The organism is Dyadobacter luteus (genome assembly GCF_003383615.1).
GTDB lineage: Bacteria > Bacteroidota > Bacteroidia > Cytophagales > Spirosomataceae > Dyadobacter > Dyadobacter luteus.
Window position 1 is genome coordinate 113,823 of the sequence record NZ_QNUL01000017.1, and the last position, 15,606, is coordinate 129,428.

The following is a 15,606-nucleotide window of genomic DNA, read 5'->3' on the forward strand; positions in this document are numbered from 1 at the left end:
AAAAATGATAAATTTTAAGAAAGCATTTAAAATTGCAGCCGTGGCATTGCCTCTGTTTGCAACTACTGCCTGTACTGACCTGAACGAGAACATTTACGACCAGTTAGTTACAGACAACTTTTATAACAATAAAAACGAAGTGCTATCCGCAGTACTTCGCCCCTATACACATGCTAATGCCTGGGCTACTCCGGGACAAGATGGCTGGTGGCGCCTTAACGAACTTTCGGCTGACCAGCTTGCATGGCCTGTAAAAGGTCGTCACGGGCAGGATGGTGGAAAATGGTTCCGCTTGCATTACCACACCTGGACTGCAGATGACGATGCAGTTTGGGGCGCATGGAGACTGATGTGGTGGGGACTCGGGCTTTGTACCGACCCTATCGAAGCACTTGAAGCACGTACTCCGGCTGCTATGGGAATTACAGAAACTGAAAAGGCAGAATACATCGCTGAATTGAAATTGCTTCGCGCTTTCCATTACATCAAGTTGATGAGCCTTTATGGTAACATTCCTACAGTAAGTAAAGTAGGAGATCCTGTGAGCCCTCCTACCCAGCCACGTGCAGAGGTTTTCAAATTTATCGAGAAGGAAATTCTGGATAACGTCAATGCAGCTCCTAAGCTTTCTCAGGCAATGATCGGCCGTATGACCCAGGCAGGAGGATATGCAATGCTTGTTGAATTATACCTGAATGCTGAAACATGGACAGGAACTGCTCGCTGGGATGATTGTATTGCTGCTGCAAACAAGCTGATCAACGGAGAAGCAGGTGGATTGAACGGTGCTCCTGCACTGGATGTAAACCTGACTGATACCTACAAACCGGCAAACTTCCAGTCAAAGGAGATATTGTTCCAATTGGCTTACGAGTTCAAGAAAGCGAACTTCCAGCCTCAATGGCCTGGTGATTTCTTCCACTTCCAGCAGCGCTTTATCTATGGCGGAGCTCGTAACGGAAACGATGGTGTTGTGGTGATTCCTGGTGTTTACACTACTTTCAAAAACACTGACAAGCGCAAGAAAGAGTGGATTCTGGAAGGAACTCAGTATCAATATGCGGATCCTACAAAACCAGTATTGGCAACAGGTGGTAACGAATACGATCAGCAACCATTGGTATTTGTTGATAACATCCGTAAAAACAAAACGCTTCAGCCAGGTCAGGATCCTGCATCCTTGCCATCTGATATGACACAGGGTGAAGAAAACAGCGGTGTTCGTTTCAACAAGTACAAATTGGGTGCATTGGAAGATGCGAACTACAATGGATGCGACTGGGCAATCTATCGTCTTTCATGGGTAATGTTTGCAAAAGCAGAGGCTATGATGCGTAAAAATGGCAAGGTTGCTACTGCTGAAGCTGTTGATATTGTAAATCAGGTGAAACAACGCGCATTTGCTACAGATGCCTGGACTGCCGAAAAATATACAGCTACTACGCTTACCATGGATGAATTCCTTGCTGAGCGCGGACGTGAGTTTATCTTCGAAGGTTTCCGTCGTGATGATATGATCCGTTTCGACAAGTTCACTACCGGAACATGGTGGGATCACAAACCAACAGAAGCTTACAAAAAACTTTTCCCTATACCACGTCGTCAGATCACGCTTAATGCGAATCTGAAACAGAACGAGGGATACAACTAAGACCTTATTATTCCTTACACTTAACTTTTCTTGACTCATCCAGCGGCGGCTTCTTATCAATTCCGTCGTTGGATTTTGTTAATTCCTACGCCACTCAGACAGAACCCTTTAAAAATTACATTACTCAACGATATTATCATTTGCCAGAATGTAATTTTCCGAAATCTTATATCGTAATTTGTTCCGCTTTAATTTATAACCAATAAGCTTACCTACTGTATGTTTAAACTAAGTAAACATTTTTTATCCTTGCTGACGATGGGATTGACTGTACTGACCGTACCGTCGGCCTATGCGCAGCAACCTATTCCTCTTGATGACCTGAAAGCATTCACCACAAAATCCGACAACTGGAAGATCGTGGGCGACGCAAAAGTTGACATTACCAAAGAGAATGTATTGACCACTACGGCTGGTAAAGGCGTTTTGGCATGTATCCATGAAAAAGGCAAATACGGCGCACAGTATGAACTGATCTCTAACCTGAAACACGGAGATCTGGACATCGAACTTGATTTCATGCTGGCCAAAGGATCTAACTCAGGTATCTATTTGCAAGGCAATTATGAAGTTCAGCTTTTTGATAGCTGGGGTAAAAAAACAGCGAAGTATAACGACTGCGGTGGTATATACGAACGTTGGAATGATGCTAAACCAGAAGGAGAAAAAGGATATGAAGGCTACGCTCCACGTTTCAACGTAGCAAAAGCACCAGGACTATGGCAAAATATCAAAATTTCGTATCAGGCGCCCCGCTTTGATGCAAACGGCAAGAAAGTTTCTAATGCAGTATTCCTTTCTGTTGTATTGAATGGCGTCACAATTCATGAAAATGTAGAAGTAAGCGGACCAACACGCGGATCACTTACTGCTGAAGATGTAGCAATGGGACCTCTTCGTTTCCAGGGAGACCACGGTTCATTGGCTATCAAAAATATTAAGATCAATAATTTTGATCAGAAACCGGGAACGTTATCAGACCTGAATTACAAAATTTACTACGGTGGATTATTGGAAACGGATGACCTTTCAAAACAGAAACCAGCTGAAACCGGCACAGCTCCTGCATTGAGCTGGGAAATCCTGAAAGAGAACAATAACTACACGTATGTATATTCAGGAAAATACAATGCACCAACCGCTGGTGACTATACTTTCCGTTTGCAAGCTGCAGGTAACTCCCGCGTGAAAATCGACGGAAAAGACCTGATGCCAATGGAATGGAAAAACGTTACAGAATTCCGTAATGCAACGATCAACCTGAAAGCGGGAGATCACACAATCGAGATTTACAATAACAAAAGAGACGGATGGTTGAAGCCGGCATTGGGACTATGGGTATCAGGACCTGGTTTCAGAGAGGTTTCTTATGCTTCCAAAAGCTCTGCTACAAGTGCAAAAGGAACGGATCCAATTCTTGTATCTGCCGAAACCAACACTGTATTGCGCAGCTTCATGGATTTCGTTAAAGATCCTAAATCAAAACGTACACGTGTCGTACATGCTGTGAACGTAGGAAGCCCTTCAAACCTTCACTATACTTATGATCTTGACAAAGGAGCGGTTCTTCAGGTATGGCGTGGAGATTTCCTTGATGCAACACCTATGTGGCATAACCGTGGTGATGGTTCTTCAAGACCACGCGGAAGTGTAACACTATTTGGCAACGATATGACACTTGGCAAAATCAATGGTCAGTCTAAATGGGTGACAGATACTACCGGTAGTGGCTACCGTCCAAAAGGATATATTCTTGACGAAGCGGATGTTCCTACTTTCCAGTACACAGCATTTGGCTCACCGGTTACTGACTACATCTCTGTAGTTAACAACCAATATTTCGAAAGAATTATCAAAGTAAGCAACCCTGCAAGCGGATTAGTTGCGCGTGTAGCAAACGGAACGTCTATTGAAAAAATTTCAGACGGACTTTACGCTGTAAATGGCAGATCTTACTACATACAGCTTGCTGATAAAAAAGCGAAAAGTGAAGTAAGAACAGCTGACGGCCAGCAGGAACTATTGATTCCTGTAAGCAACGGAGAAGTGAAGTATTCCATCCTGTTCTGATAAAAATTATTCAAAACTGATAGTCGCAGGCTAACAGATATATAAGCATATAGAAAATGAAAAAAATTGCTCAAATAGCATTCTTTCTCCTTTCCACTCTGAGCATAGTACACGCTCAGGAGTCGCCGAAAGAAGAAGACTTTTATAAAATCGTGACGCCGTCTATTCCGGAAGGGATTATACTTGAAGTAGGTGGATTAACCACCTTACCAAACGGCTCACTTGCTATCTCTACACGTCGTGGAGAAGTATGGATCGTGGAAAACCCAACCAGCAGCAGACCTCACTTCAGAAAGTTCGCAACTGGTCTTCATGAGATTCTTGGACTTGCCTACAAAGAAGGTGCTCTTTATTGCGCACAGCGTGGGGAGCTTACCAAGCTTGTTGACAAAAACGGCGATGGTAAAGCTGATGTTTACGAAACTGTATATGCATGGCCTCTTTCGGGTCACTACCACGAGTATTCTTTCGGTCCTAAACTGGCACCGGACGGAAGCTTTTTCGTGAGTGGAAACGTAGCATTTGGAGATGAAGAATGGTGGAGAGGTGAAAGCCGTGTACCTGGTCGTGGATGGATTTTCCACATCACAAACGATGGCAAATATGAGCCATACGCAACAGGTGTACGCTCTCCTGCCGGTATCAGCATGGTGAATGGTGAATTGTTCTATACCGACAACCAGGGTGACTGGATGGGTACAGGTGGTATATTCCAGGTAAAGAAAGGTGATTTCATGGGTCACCCGGCAGGTCTTAAGTGGGCTGAACTTCCTAACTCACCTGTAAAACTGACAGAAAAGCAATTCTTCGCTGAACGCGACAACCGTCAGCACCGCAATGCTCAGAACCGCGCGATCAAACCGGAGAATATCGTAGACGAAAAACCGGAATTCCTTTATCAGTTGAAAGAGAAACATGACATGGTAAGATTGCCCGCAGTATGGCTTCCTTATGGTGTGCACGGTGTATCTACAGCTGAACTTATTGCTGACAACACCGGTGGAGATTTCGGTCCTTTCACAGGCCAAATCTTCGTAGGTGACCAGGGACAGAGTAACATCATGCGTGTGGTCCTTGAAAAAGTAAAAGGTGAATACCAGGGAGCTTCAATCGGTTTCCGCAGCGGCTTCCAGTCAGGGGTATTGCGTATGGCATTTGACAAAGACGGAAGTATGTATGTAGGAGAAACCAACCGTGGATGGGGATCAGCTGGTGATGCAAACCAGGGTCTGCAACGTCTGGTTTGGAATGGCAAAATGCCTTTCGAAATGTATACTGTCAAGGCAATGCCTGATGGTTTTGAAATCGAATTCACCATGCCTGTTGACCGCAAATCTGCTGAAGATCTTGACTCATACAATGTAAGCAGCTACCTGTACAAACACTTCCCTGTATACGGAAGTCCTCCTGTAAACACGGAAGAGCTTAAAATCAAAGGTGTAAAAGTATCTGCGGACAACAAAAAAGTTCGTCTGGTAGTAGATGGTCTGCGTCAGTATTATGTTCACAAAATCCAGCTGGAAGGTGTACGTGCTGAAACCAATTCATGGTCTCTTGTTCACCCTGATGCATACTACACTTTGAACAACATTCCTGACGGTGAGAAACTGAAAGAGTCTGATTTGAAAACAACACGTTCGGGTAAAGCAAAAGCAGCTGTGGAAGCTCCGGTAAAAGAGCACGTTTCTCCGGACGGAAAAGGAAAGACGCCTGAAAAAGCAACTGCTGCAGCGGCTGCTAAAGCTCCGACATGGGAACAAATCAAACCGATACTTTCTAAAAACACGTGTCTGGCTTGCCACACTGTGGACAAAAAGGTAGTTGGACCATCTTATATGGATGTTGCCAAACGTAAATATTCAAATGAGAAGATTGTTGATCTGATCTATAATCCTAAGCCTGAAAACTGGCCTGATTATGCGACACCAATGGCGCCTATGCCACAAGTGCCGAAAGCAGATGCAGCTAAAATCGCTGCCTGGATTAACTCTCTTGCGAAATAATAGCATTAGCTGACAGAATACCGGAAACCGTCCTCATTACAGGGCGGTTTCTTTTTTTGTACGGGATAAACACCACATCTTCGTAACTTCGTAGAAACGCAATTTTATTCCTAAATTTCGTTTCTAATGCCATAACAAAACAAGCATGTCCCCCATTCGTCACACTTCTTTTACCGGCTCTGTCAAAGGCAAAGTACTGCTCGGTTTTCTTGTTGCAGCTATTGCTTTGGGTACTTCCTGGGTCATTACGAAGCTGGCGTTTGAAAACATGCTTACCAAACTGGAGGTACTTTCAACACCCAATGATCAGCTACGGCTTGTTAATAAGGTATTTAAAAACATCCTACAGCTAGATCACCTTCAGAATGAACGCTCATTATCTCCTGACGAGAAAAAGGAGCAATTTATCGTCAAGTCGCGGGAACTGATGTCCACACTCGACACACTTAGTCTGCTCAGCATCGACGACCCCATGCAGATTATCCGCATTGATTCTATGAAGCGGATTCTGGCCGAACGGGAGCAAATATTTGGTAATTATGTCAAAGTAAAATCAAAGCTTGTAAGCAATCAGGACCTTGCTGATGAAGTAAAAAGTATATCAGGACTGATCACAACGAACAAACGAAAGCCGGATAGCACCGTTGTCAAAACTGAAAAACGGACTACCACTACTACCACTTACACAGAAGTTCCTGACCCGTTCAAAAAACAGGGTGAGGAAGATAAAAAAGGCTTTTTCGGAAGGGTATTCAGCTCAAAGAAAAACAAAAAAGAGCCCGCCAACGTACCTGCTAAAATTGTCCAGAAACAAGAGGTGAATGTGGAAGTGGACACACTTAAAGTAGCTCCGAAGGATAGCGTGATTGAGATGGTGAGCGAAGCAGTCCATGCCATCGAAAAATCGCAGAAAAAACGTACAAGCAGTTTTATAGATCGGGAGCAGGAATTATCAACAGCCGGAAACTCACTGGTAACCCAGCTGATTAATGTGATGCAGGAGGTCGAAAATGAAGTAGTCCGCCAGGCTGACCGGGAAGGCAATCAGTCTCAAAAAATGGCCGCCGCCAGTATTGACAGACTGGAATGGGTCATGCTTGGATTTTTTTGCCTCACTGCCCTGCTCGCCTACCTGATCTTCACAGACATCACAAAGAGTAATAAATACAGAAATGAGCTGGAAGAGGCAAAGGAAGAGGCAGAATACCACAGCATGGCCAAGCAGCGCTTTTTATCCAATATGAGCCATGAAATCCGTACACCTCTGCAATCAATCATAGGCTATACCGAAGCACTTAAAAAAGATCAGAAACCCAAAGAACAAGACCTTAATAACCTCCATACTGCCTCGGAGCATTTGTTGTATCTGGTGAATGAAGTCCTCGACTACAGCCGTATTATTTCAGATCAGTTTACATTTGAGCAACGCACGTTCGCTATCACTCCTCTTCTGAATGAAGTCATACAGATGCTACTTCCGATGGCTCAGGAAAAAGATTTGGCACTGACACTGGAAAACACAATCCCTGATGAAACATTTCTGAAAGGCGACCCTTTCCGATTACGCCAGATACTCTACAATCTGCTTACAAATGCCATCAAGTTTACACATAAAGGAAAAGTAAGTCTGAAAGCTTCTTCGAAAGAAACCAGCGATGGAATTGCTGTCTCCCTGAAAATAAGTGATACAGGCATTGGTATGTCTGAGGAACAGGCTGCCCGTGTTTTTAACCAGTTTGAGCAGGCGGATCCTTCTATCTCACGCCGGTATGGCGGTACAGGTCTGGGACTTAGTATAGTAAAATCCCTCGTGGAAGGTATGGACGGAACGATAGTTGCAGAAAGTAAACCAGGAAAAGGCACAGTCTTTTCTTCCGCAATTGTTTTCCCAAAGGCCGAAAGTATGATTACGACAGAAGATCAGATAGCGAAAAAAGTATACAACATACAAGGCAAGGTATGGTTGGTGGACGACGACGCATTTATACTGAAATGGTGTTCTTCCGTGTTGGAAATGCACAATGTGCAACATGTGTGCTTCTCATCGGGTGAGCAGGTACTGGCGCAACCATGGGATGATGAAGTGAAATTTGTACTTACAGATATGCGCATGCCGGGTATGAACGGAGCTGAAATGTGCGCACAACTTCGTTTGAAGGTTCCCGGAGATGTCAAATTTTATGTACTTACAGCGCAGGCGTTGCCCGAGGAACGCAGCAAGATTCTGAATATGGGTTTTGATGGGATACTGATGAAACCCTTTCATTCGAACCAGCTACTCGAACTGTTAGAAAAATCAAGTGCAAAGGCGCCCTCTTCCACCCGCGTAAAAAGGAGTATCAGTCCCGGGACTGAATTTGATCTGACTATTCTATCCGAAATGACATTCGGTGATGAAAGTCTGATGCGCGAGATTCTGGATCAGTTTGTAAGTGATTCCAAAAAGGATATTGCCAGTCTGCAACATATGGTAGACATGAAGCAGACAAGCGAGCTACATGAGCTGATGCACCGAATGGCTGGCCGCACAGGTCAGATCGGTGCCAGTGAGGTATCGGGCATTTTCCGTCAGTACGAAATCGCTTTGCGGGAAGATGAAAAAGCAATAGCTGCCCGTGACATCAGTAATCTGATTGCAAGAGCAGCTAATCTTGTTGAGCAGGTGGAGCAGAAAGCCTCGTCCTACTCTATGTGATACTTTTCGATTTTATAATAAAGCGTCTTTCTGTCTATATTGAGCAGTTTCGCAGCTTTACTCTTGTTATAGCGTACTTCCTGCAACACTTTTTCAATCATCTCTTTCTCGTGTGTTTCCTGAAGTGCTTTCAGGTCAGATCCGGCAGATTTCGGCGCTTCTTCCAGGGAGGATATCATTTCAGCCGGAAGGGCGCTTAGCGGAGCTATATTATCTTTGGTGAGCAATACCAGCCTTTTGATCACATTATTAAGTTCACGCAGGTTTCCCGGCCAGTCGTATTTTTCAAATACATCCATAACCTCCTTGGACAACGACTGTACATTCCGATCCAGTTCTTCGTTGGCCTTATCTACAAAATGCTGTACGAACATGCCCAGATCTTCGCCGCGCCTTCTCAATGGAGGTACATCTATTTTAAACTCGTTGAGTCTGTGGTACAAGTCCTCACGAAAATCTCCGTTGGCCGAACTCGTAATCAAATCTTCATTGGTTGCAGCAATAAGCCTCACGTCAACTTTTACAGGCTGTGTACTCCCGATAGGAACAATAATACGCTCCTGTAATGCCCGGAGCAGTTTGATCTGAACATCATAACCCAAATTCCCGATTTCATCAAGGAAGAGCGTACCCCCATCCGCAGCTTCAAACTGTCCGATCTTGTCCATCAACGCGCCTGTGAATGCCCCCTTCTTATGTCCAAACAATTCACTTGCTGCCAGATCTTTGGATAAAGAGCCGCAGTCAATAGCCACAAAAGGTCCTTTACTGCGCTTACTGAGTTTGTGAATCGATTTAGCAACATGCTCTTTACCTGTTCCACTTTCTCCGAGAATGATCACCGACATATCCGTCGGAGCAACCAATCTTACATATTCATATAGCTGTTTGGAAATCTTGCTTCTGCCCTCAATAAAATCATTGCTGAGCTGCTCCGCCTTTTTGGAAGCCTTCGCTGAAACCGGCGCCTGAGCCACCGAAGGTTTTGCAGATTTCTGCAGCGCTTCTCCCAATACCATCAACAGTTCTTCGGGATGCACTGGCTTGGTTATGTAATCAAATGCACCGTTTTGCATTGCATTCACTGCCGTTCTCACATCATGAAAACTAGTCATAATGAAAGCAGGAGTACGAACTCCTTCACTTCTCAGTTGTTTCAGAAAATCGACTGAATTACCATCAGGCAAGCGGTAATCCAACATAAGTACATCGAACGGCTCGTGATCATCAATGCTTTTCCTGAAAGCGACTTTCGCATCCTTTAATGTCGAACAAACATTTACCTGATGGCCATGTTTACCGAGGAAGGAATTGAGCAATTTAGAAAAAGTTGTATCGTCTTCAAGAAGGAGCAAATGAGCCATGTTCTGTAATTATCTAAAAATTATATGTCTTAACGATCCGGAAAAATGTAAAATTATAAAATCTAACAGCAAAAAGCCGGAGAAATAATCTCCGGCTTTCTTTCCGTCACATTTTAGGATAAATTTTATCCCCTTACTCCACTTTTTTGCCGTCTTTGTCAAGATTCACGGTTGCGGTTTCATCACCTTTTTTCACCGCGATTTCGAAGTGTTGTGAATTATCCTCCTTGGTTACCAGAAACGCTCCGGTAACTTCCCAACCTGAATAAGCGTCCCCTGCCAGAGCTGTTTTAACAGGCTCAGGCAAATCTTCCGGCTTAACGGCTACCTTTTCCTGTGTAACGGTAATGATTGTATTTTGAGTTACCAGGTCATTGGCCTGAACTGATGCAAAAGATATGAGCGATACAGCAAATGCTGATATGATTAACTTTTTCATAACAATTAAATTTAGTCAAATTATGTATGTGTAAAACCTTTATTGATTAGGACTATAACAATATAATACCAGAAATATACGACCAACTCAATCGTCTCAATTTCAGAACTTTAAATAAATTAACTATCTGATAATCAATAACTAATTGAAGATTCTACTCAACAGGTTGCGGAATTATACATCATTTTAACAGCTGGCACTCTGTATCAGCATCAGGAAGATTTTTTTTAATCACTTTTAAATGTTGCGAAAGAACAAGGATTTATTATATTTGTAGAATTACTTTGCATATCATTTATAAATAAATGCCACAAATTTAATTTATGGTCTATTTTACCTCATGCGAAATCGGCGATGTCCGAAAAATTTTACTCAACGTTATTGACTGATTTAAAACAAAAGGCTCTCCATAAGAGCCTTTTTTCATTTATCAGGCCGACATTCTTCACCATTACAGGGAATATCGCTACACTTTTCAAGCTAATTCCACAACTGTATGCTATATTTTCTTAAAATTTTTACAAAAAATACAATTCAATCAACCATCTCAATATCAGTTAATTACACTAGAAAAGAAATATAAACGTCAACGAAATAGGTATATAGGTTACATATTTCGTCTGTTCCTGAATTCAATCCATAAAAAATAAATGACCGTATGTTTTCGCAGATTGTCTTTCGATGGGCGAAGGAAAACATAAACCTTTTTATTGTTATGGAAAGAATAGCTGGTACAAACACAAATTCAGATAACGAAGGACAAAAACTATCATCAAAAGTAGATAGACGTTCCTTCCTTATGTCTGCAGGTATCGCCGCATCGGTAGGAGCAGCGATGGTTGCCTGTACAAAAGATCATGAACCAACTCCTGGTGCAGGTGGCTCAGTTGATCTGGGATCAGGTGACGTTGGCGTTCTTAATTACGCGTATGCATTGGAACAGCTTGAAGCTGCATTCTACACACAGGTGATTGCAACACCATATGATTCCATCTCGGAAGCGGAAAGGACAATCCTGACAGATATCCGCGATCACGAGATCATCCACAGAGATTTCTTTAAAGCTGCTCTGACCGCCGCTGCTCCAACTGCTATCATTCCGGCACTGGAAGTGGATTTCTCTTCCATCAATTTTAAAAACAGAGATTCGGTACTTGGAGCCGCGAAATTGTTTGAAGATACCGGCGTTGCTGCTTACAACGGTGCTGGTAACCTGATCAAAACTGCTGATTACCTTGTACTAGCTGGTAAAATTGTTTCTGTTGAAGCACGCCATGCATCAGTAATACGTGATTTGCTGAAGCAGAATACTGCTGACTTCGCTGGTGATGACGTAGTTGATAACGATGGCTTGGATAAAGCAATTGACCCTGCGGTGATCCTGGCAGCAGTAAAGCCTTTCCTTAAAACAAACGTGACTGGCGCAAACGTAGGTAAATAATTAAGACATAACTTCAATTTCAGAAACAATGGATATTTTCAAAATAATTGACGATCTGCAAAAAATAGATGGTGATGCTGTAGGTCGCCTTGAACACGCTTCCCGCCGTTACTTTATGAACCGGGTGGGTAGCACGCTCGCTGCTGCAGCTGCACCTATGGCATTTGCAACTATTGTGAACAAAGCTTACGGACAAACAGCCGCAGCTGTAGACGTACTTAAATTCGCACTAACTCTGGAATATCTTGAAGATGCATTTTACAAAGAAGGATTGAAAGCTTCCGGGCTTATTCCTGACAAATACAAAGCTTCTATCGCTCAGATAGGAAAGCATGAAAGCCAGCACGTAGCTTACCTTGTGAAAGCGGTGGGTGCAATGAATCTTCAGTTCGACTGGACCTATGGCGGAAAGCTGTCGGATACATTCAGCAATTTCAAAACTTTTATTACTGTGGCTACTGCACTGGAAGATACAGGTGTACGTGCTTACAAAGGACAGGCGGGAGCGCTAATGAAAGATCCGGGAATACTTAAAGTTGCATTGCAGGTACACTCTGTTGAGGCGCGTCACGCAGCTCAGGTAAGACGTATTTTTGCTGTCGAAAACTCATCTCCTGGTACAAAAGGCTGGATTACAGGAAATGCATCTCCTATTGCTCTGGTACAAGCTGTATATAATGGCGAAGAAAACCTGACGCAAGGTGGTGTGAACCTGAAAGGATTGGCAGGAAAATCGGACAACGCTGTTTCAGAAGCTTTTGACGAAATTCTTACAAAAGAACAAGTTCTTGCAATTGCAGGGCCGTTCATTAAGGCGTAACCATTACCACCAACCTTCCTTTAAAACACTTATATACACCTGGCAACTTCCGGAAATCCTGAACCACTGCCACGTTATTACATTTGCAAGGACTACTCCAACGAGTAGTCCTTGTACGTTTCAGGATGAATCCATTTAAAATTTGCATATCAACAGGTAATCCTATTACTTGTACCGGCTATTCAATATGAACTACCTGAATCCTTAAATATGAAATTGTCTTTCGACAGACGAGGCTTTCTCAAAAAATCCAGTCTCGCTGCAATCGCAACCGCCCTTGGTACTGAAATCGTATTCGCTGACAAACTTCCGAAAAGATATATTCCTGTCCTTTTAGATGAAAAAGATGCGCTTAAAGGCAAAGCAACTGAAATGATTGTGCAGGGAGATCGCCCCTGGAATGTGGAAGCACCACTGGATTTGCTGGACGACCGTATCACTCCTGTCGAAAAGATGTTTATCAGGAATAACGGTCTTGTACCGGAGAAGATAGATATCAAAAACTGGACGCTCACCATCGACGGGGAATCTGTAAAAAACCCTAAAACCTATACGCTCGCCGATCTGAAGAAACGGTTTAAGCAACATACGTATCAACTGGTGTTGGAATGTGGAGGAAACGGGCGATCAGGATTTCAACCTCAAACCTCCGGTAATGCCTGGGGACAGGGCGCCGTGCATTGCGCAGAATGGACTGGTGTTCGTTTGAAAGATATATTAAATGATGTAGGGGTTAAATCTGATGCGGTCTATATTGGTTACCACGGCAGCGATTTACACCTGAGTAAAGACCCGAAAAAAGAAGCCATATCCAGAGGAGTTCCGATAAAGAAAGCGCTGGAAGAAGAAACACTGATCGCCTGGCAACTCAACGGAAAGGATATCCCGGAATTTCATGGTTATCCATTGCGACTGGTGATCGGCGGCTGGCCGGCTTCTGTATCCGGTAAGTGGCTCAACCGGATTTCTGTCCGGAACAAAGTACATGACGGAGCCAAAATGGAAGGTCATAGCTATAAACTTCCCAAATCTCCGGTACAACCCGGAACTGATGTTCCCACGACTGACGAATATTTCCGGATCATCGAATCTATGCCGGTAAAGTCTGTAATTACCTATCCCAAAACAGGCGCTATCATTCCCACAGGTACCGAAATTGCATTGCGAGGACATGCATGGGCTGGTGATTTCTCCGTAAAACAGGTAGATGTTTCTGTTGATTTCGGAGCAACATGGCAAAACTGTACACTGGAAGCACCCGCTAACCGACTGGCCTGGCAACACTGGAATACAAAGCTCAAACTTCCTGTTAAAGGTTATTACGAAGTATGGGTGCGGGCAACCGATGAAAAGGGTGTTGCTCAACCGATGGTGATACCTGCCTGGAACCCGGGTGGTTACCTCAACAATGCCTGTGAAAGAATTGCATTGATGGCGGAGTAGTAGAAATCTCTTTTGACATAAGTAATAATGAAAATAATCATAATATTTCTGACCGGACTTTTTGCTGTTACCGGAAGCTGGTTTGCAGATAAATCGTCAGATACGGAAAGCTATAAAGATCCTGTTATCTTTTCTGACACATTGAAAAAAGACTCTGAAACGGGCCTGATCATCGATAAGGATCTTTATATGGTGAAGGCTCAGTGTACCAGTTGCCATTCTTCCAAACTGATTATTGCGAATCATTTCACCCGTGACGGATGGAAACAGAAAATACGCTGGATGCAAGCCAACCACAATCTGTGGGAATTGGGTGAAACAGAGAAGCAGGTACTGGATTATCTTGAAAAGTATTACGCTCCTACGCAAACATTTGCACGAAGACAACCGCTAAAAGATATTAAATGGTATAAACTGGATGTAAAATAAAAGACCGTTTCCTAACCCCGCGACGACTGGATATCCTATCTTCGCATCTCAATTGTTATGAAACAGTACGCGTGAAATTTTCTTTTAATACAACAATCAGGTTATCAGTTTATAACCTTCTATTGCTTTCTTCTTTTCTAACTCTGGGTTCGTTTAAGCAGACGACCCGCCAGCAACCAATTCAGAAAAGTGATGTCCTTCCGGCGGATTTAAAGGCTGAGGTTATTGGAATACAGGATGGGGATACTATAGAACTCAAATTCATTTATACCAATAAAAAAGCTGGCAGAAGAAGCGGACTGCCCCTCAGAATACGATTTCTGCATGTGAACTCACCTGAACGTGGAAGACCTTATTACAAAATCGCTAAACAGTTCACTTCTGATAAATGCTTCCGAAAAACTGTTCGTATTCGTCATGCAGGTAATTTTGACAAATACGGCAGACTCCTGGGAGAAGTAGTGCTCCCTGATGGCAAAGTCCTGAACAAGGAACTCGTAAGACAAGGGCTGGCTGTACATTTTAAAAAGTATAGCAGCAGCGCGGAGTACGCTAATCTTGAAATTCAGGCGCAAAGGAAAAAAATTGGGATATGGAGTCTCGACGGAGTAAATTTGGGGAAACTTTGATCGGTTAAACTTAACATGAGTTCACAGGCAGCACTTTATCAGATTCTTTTTCAAAACGACATACTGTTTCAGCTGGAAACTATCCAGCCGGTTGGCGTGGCGGAAAGAGCAGTTCCTGTCGCTGAAAAAACGCCTGTTACGCAACCTGCTCCGGCAGTAAAAAATACACCGACCGTACAAGCGCCATCTGCTCCCGCCCTTCAAGAACTTCCTGCGCTAAAGCATCAGATTTTGATTCTTACCGAACAGCCCGGCCATCAGGAACTGGCGCAGGCAGAATCTGTTTTTCTGGATAATATATTGAAGGCTGTCAAATATTCTATTGACCAGGCAGATCTGATCAACATCAGCTTTTTGCCCCCAACTGACGCAAGCAAGGTGATCTCTGAAAGAAAAACCGCACGTCTGATCACTTTCGGTGTACCTACCGCGAGACTCAATCTTGATTTATTACTGACTCCCTATACCCCAAAACAAATCAATGGTGTGTGGTGCCTGCTCGCCGATCCGCTTGGAATGATCGAAGCTGATCGCGAGTTAAAAAAGAAGCTTTGGCAGGCACTCCAGGCCATGTTCTGAAAGTACCGGTCAAATATCATTATACCTTCATAAATAGCACTAT

The 15,606-nt window shown here is 43.5% G+C and carries 12 protein-coding genes; 10 read left to right on the forward strand and 2 right to left on the reverse strand.

The features are described 5' to 3' along the window. Nucleotides 1-4: 4 nt before the first annotated feature. The 4 genes from DSL64_RS19090 to DSL64_RS19105 all read left to right on the forward strand — a co-directional run bounded on the left by DSL64_RS19090 (nt 5) and on the right by DSL64_RS19105 (nt 8,419). Complete coding sequence (locus DSL64_RS19090) at nt 5-1,651, forward strand: RagB/SusD family nutrient uptake outer membrane protein (protein ID WP_115832521.1); 1,647 nt, start codon at nt 5-7, stop codon at nt 1,649-1,651. A 219-nt stretch (nt 1,652-1,870) separates the two neighbouring features. Continuing rightward, the gene (locus DSL64_RS19095; protein ID WP_229217147.1) at nt 1,871-3,721 is read left to right on the forward strand and encodes a 3-keto-alpha-glucoside-1,2-lyase-like domain-containing protein; all 1,851 of its coding nucleotides are present in this window, start codon (nt 1,871-1,873) and stop codon (nt 3,719-3,721) included. A gap of 56 nt (nt 3,722-3,777) precedes the next feature. Next, a complete protein-coding gene (locus DSL64_RS19100; protein ID WP_115832523.1) occupies nt 3,778-5,724 on the forward strand; it encodes a c-type cytochrome in 1,947 nt (648 codons plus the stop codon). 145 nt (nt 5,725-5,869) lie between these two features. Further along, complete coding sequence (locus tag DSL64_RS19105; protein WP_115832524.1) at nt 5,870-8,419, forward strand: ATP-binding protein; 2,550 nt, start codon at nt 5,870-5,872, stop codon at nt 8,417-8,419. Here the strand turns inward: DSL64_RS19105 and DSL64_RS19110 are convergent. Further along, the gene (locus DSL64_RS19110) at nt 8,407-9,783 is read right to left on the reverse strand and encodes a sigma-54-dependent transcriptional regulator (protein WP_115832525.1); all 1,377 of its coding nucleotides are present in this window, start codon (nt 9,781-9,783) and stop codon (nt 8,407-8,409) included. The genes DSL64_RS19105 and DSL64_RS19110 overlap by 13 nt on opposite strands. Before the next feature lie 133 nt (nt 9,784-9,916). Continuing rightward, the gene (locus DSL64_RS19115; RefSeq protein ID WP_115832526.1) at nt 9,917-10,222 is read right to left on the reverse strand and encodes a hypothetical protein; all 306 of its coding nucleotides are present in this window, start codon (nt 10,220-10,222) and stop codon (nt 9,917-9,919) included. A 715-nt stretch (nt 10,223-10,937) separates the two neighbouring features. Between DSL64_RS19115 and DSL64_RS19120 the strand changes: the two genes are divergently transcribed. The 6 genes from DSL64_RS19120 to DSL64_RS19145 all read left to right on the forward strand — a co-directional run bounded on the left by DSL64_RS19120 (nt 10,938) and on the right by DSL64_RS19145 (nt 15,563). After that, entirely contained in the window at nt 10,938-11,663 is a 726-nt protein-coding gene (locus tag DSL64_RS19120; protein WP_115832555.1) for a ferritin-like domain-containing protein, read from the forward strand. A 28-nt stretch (nt 11,664-11,691) separates the two neighbouring features. Beyond that, nucleotides 11,692-12,483, forward strand: a complete 792-nt coding sequence (locus tag DSL64_RS19125) for a ferritin-like domain-containing protein (protein ID WP_115832527.1) — start codon at nt 11,692-11,694, stop codon at nt 12,481-12,483. A gap of 210 nt (nt 12,484-12,693) precedes the next feature. Continuing rightward, a complete protein-coding gene (locus DSL64_RS19130) occupies nt 12,694-13,926 on the forward strand; it encodes a sulfite oxidase (protein WP_115832528.1) in 1,233 nt (410 codons plus the stop codon). A 27-nt stretch (nt 13,927-13,953) separates the two neighbouring features. Next, nucleotides 13,954-14,355: a hypothetical protein gene (locus DSL64_RS19135; protein ID WP_115832529.1), complete on the forward strand. Its 402-nt coding sequence runs from the start codon at nt 13,954-13,956 to the stop codon at nt 14,353-14,355. Nucleotides 14,356-14,426: 71 nt separating this feature from the next. Beyond that, a complete protein-coding gene (locus DSL64_RS19140) occupies nt 14,427-14,984 on the forward strand; it encodes a thermonuclease family protein (RefSeq protein WP_229217148.1) in 558 nt (185 codons plus the stop codon). A 15-nt stretch (nt 14,985-14,999) separates the two neighbouring features. Further along, complete coding sequence (locus tag DSL64_RS19145) at nt 15,000-15,563, forward strand: hypothetical protein (RefSeq protein ID WP_115832530.1); 564 nt, start codon at nt 15,000-15,002, stop codon at nt 15,561-15,563. The last annotated feature ends 43 nt before the right edge of the window (nt 15,564-15,606 follow it).

Coding starts and splice junctions, on each gene's coding strand:
- DSL64_RS19090 (WP_115832521.1), top strand. CDS start 5: ATGATAAATTTTAAGAAAGCATTTAAAATTGCAGCCGTGGCATTGCCT.
- DSL64_RS19095 (WP_229217147.1), top strand. CDS start 1,871: ATGTTTAAACTAAGTAAACATTTTTTATCCTTGCTGACGATGGGATTG.
- DSL64_RS19100 (WP_115832523.1), top strand. CDS start 3,778: ATGAAAAAAATTGCTCAAATAGCATTCTTTCTCCTTTCCACTCTGAGC.
- DSL64_RS19105 (WP_115832524.1), top strand. CDS start 5,870: ATGTCCCCCATTCGTCACACTTCTTTTACCGGCTCTGTCAAAGGCAAA.
- DSL64_RS19110 (WP_115832525.1), bottom strand. CDS start 9,783: ATGGCTCATTTGCTCCTTCTTGAAGACGATACAACTTTTTCTAAATTG.
- DSL64_RS19115 (WP_115832526.1), bottom strand. CDS start 10,222: ATGAAAAAGTTAATCATATCAGCATTTGCTGTATCGCTCATATCTTTT.
- DSL64_RS19120 (WP_115832555.1), top strand. CDS start 10,938: ATGGAAAGAATAGCTGGTACAAACACAAATTCAGATAACGAAGGACAA.
- DSL64_RS19125 (WP_115832527.1), top strand. CDS start 11,692: ATGGATATTTTCAAAATAATTGACGATCTGCAAAAAATAGATGGTGAT.
- DSL64_RS19130 (WP_115832528.1), top strand. CDS start 12,694: ATGAAATTGTCTTTCGACAGACGAGGCTTTCTCAAAAAATCCAGTCTC.
- DSL64_RS19135 (WP_115832529.1), top strand. CDS start 13,954: ATGAAAATAATCATAATATTTCTGACCGGACTTTTTGCTGTTACCGGA.
- DSL64_RS19145 (WP_115832530.1), top strand. CDS start 15,000: ATGAGTTCACAGGCAGCACTTTATCAGATTCTTTTTCAAAACGACATA.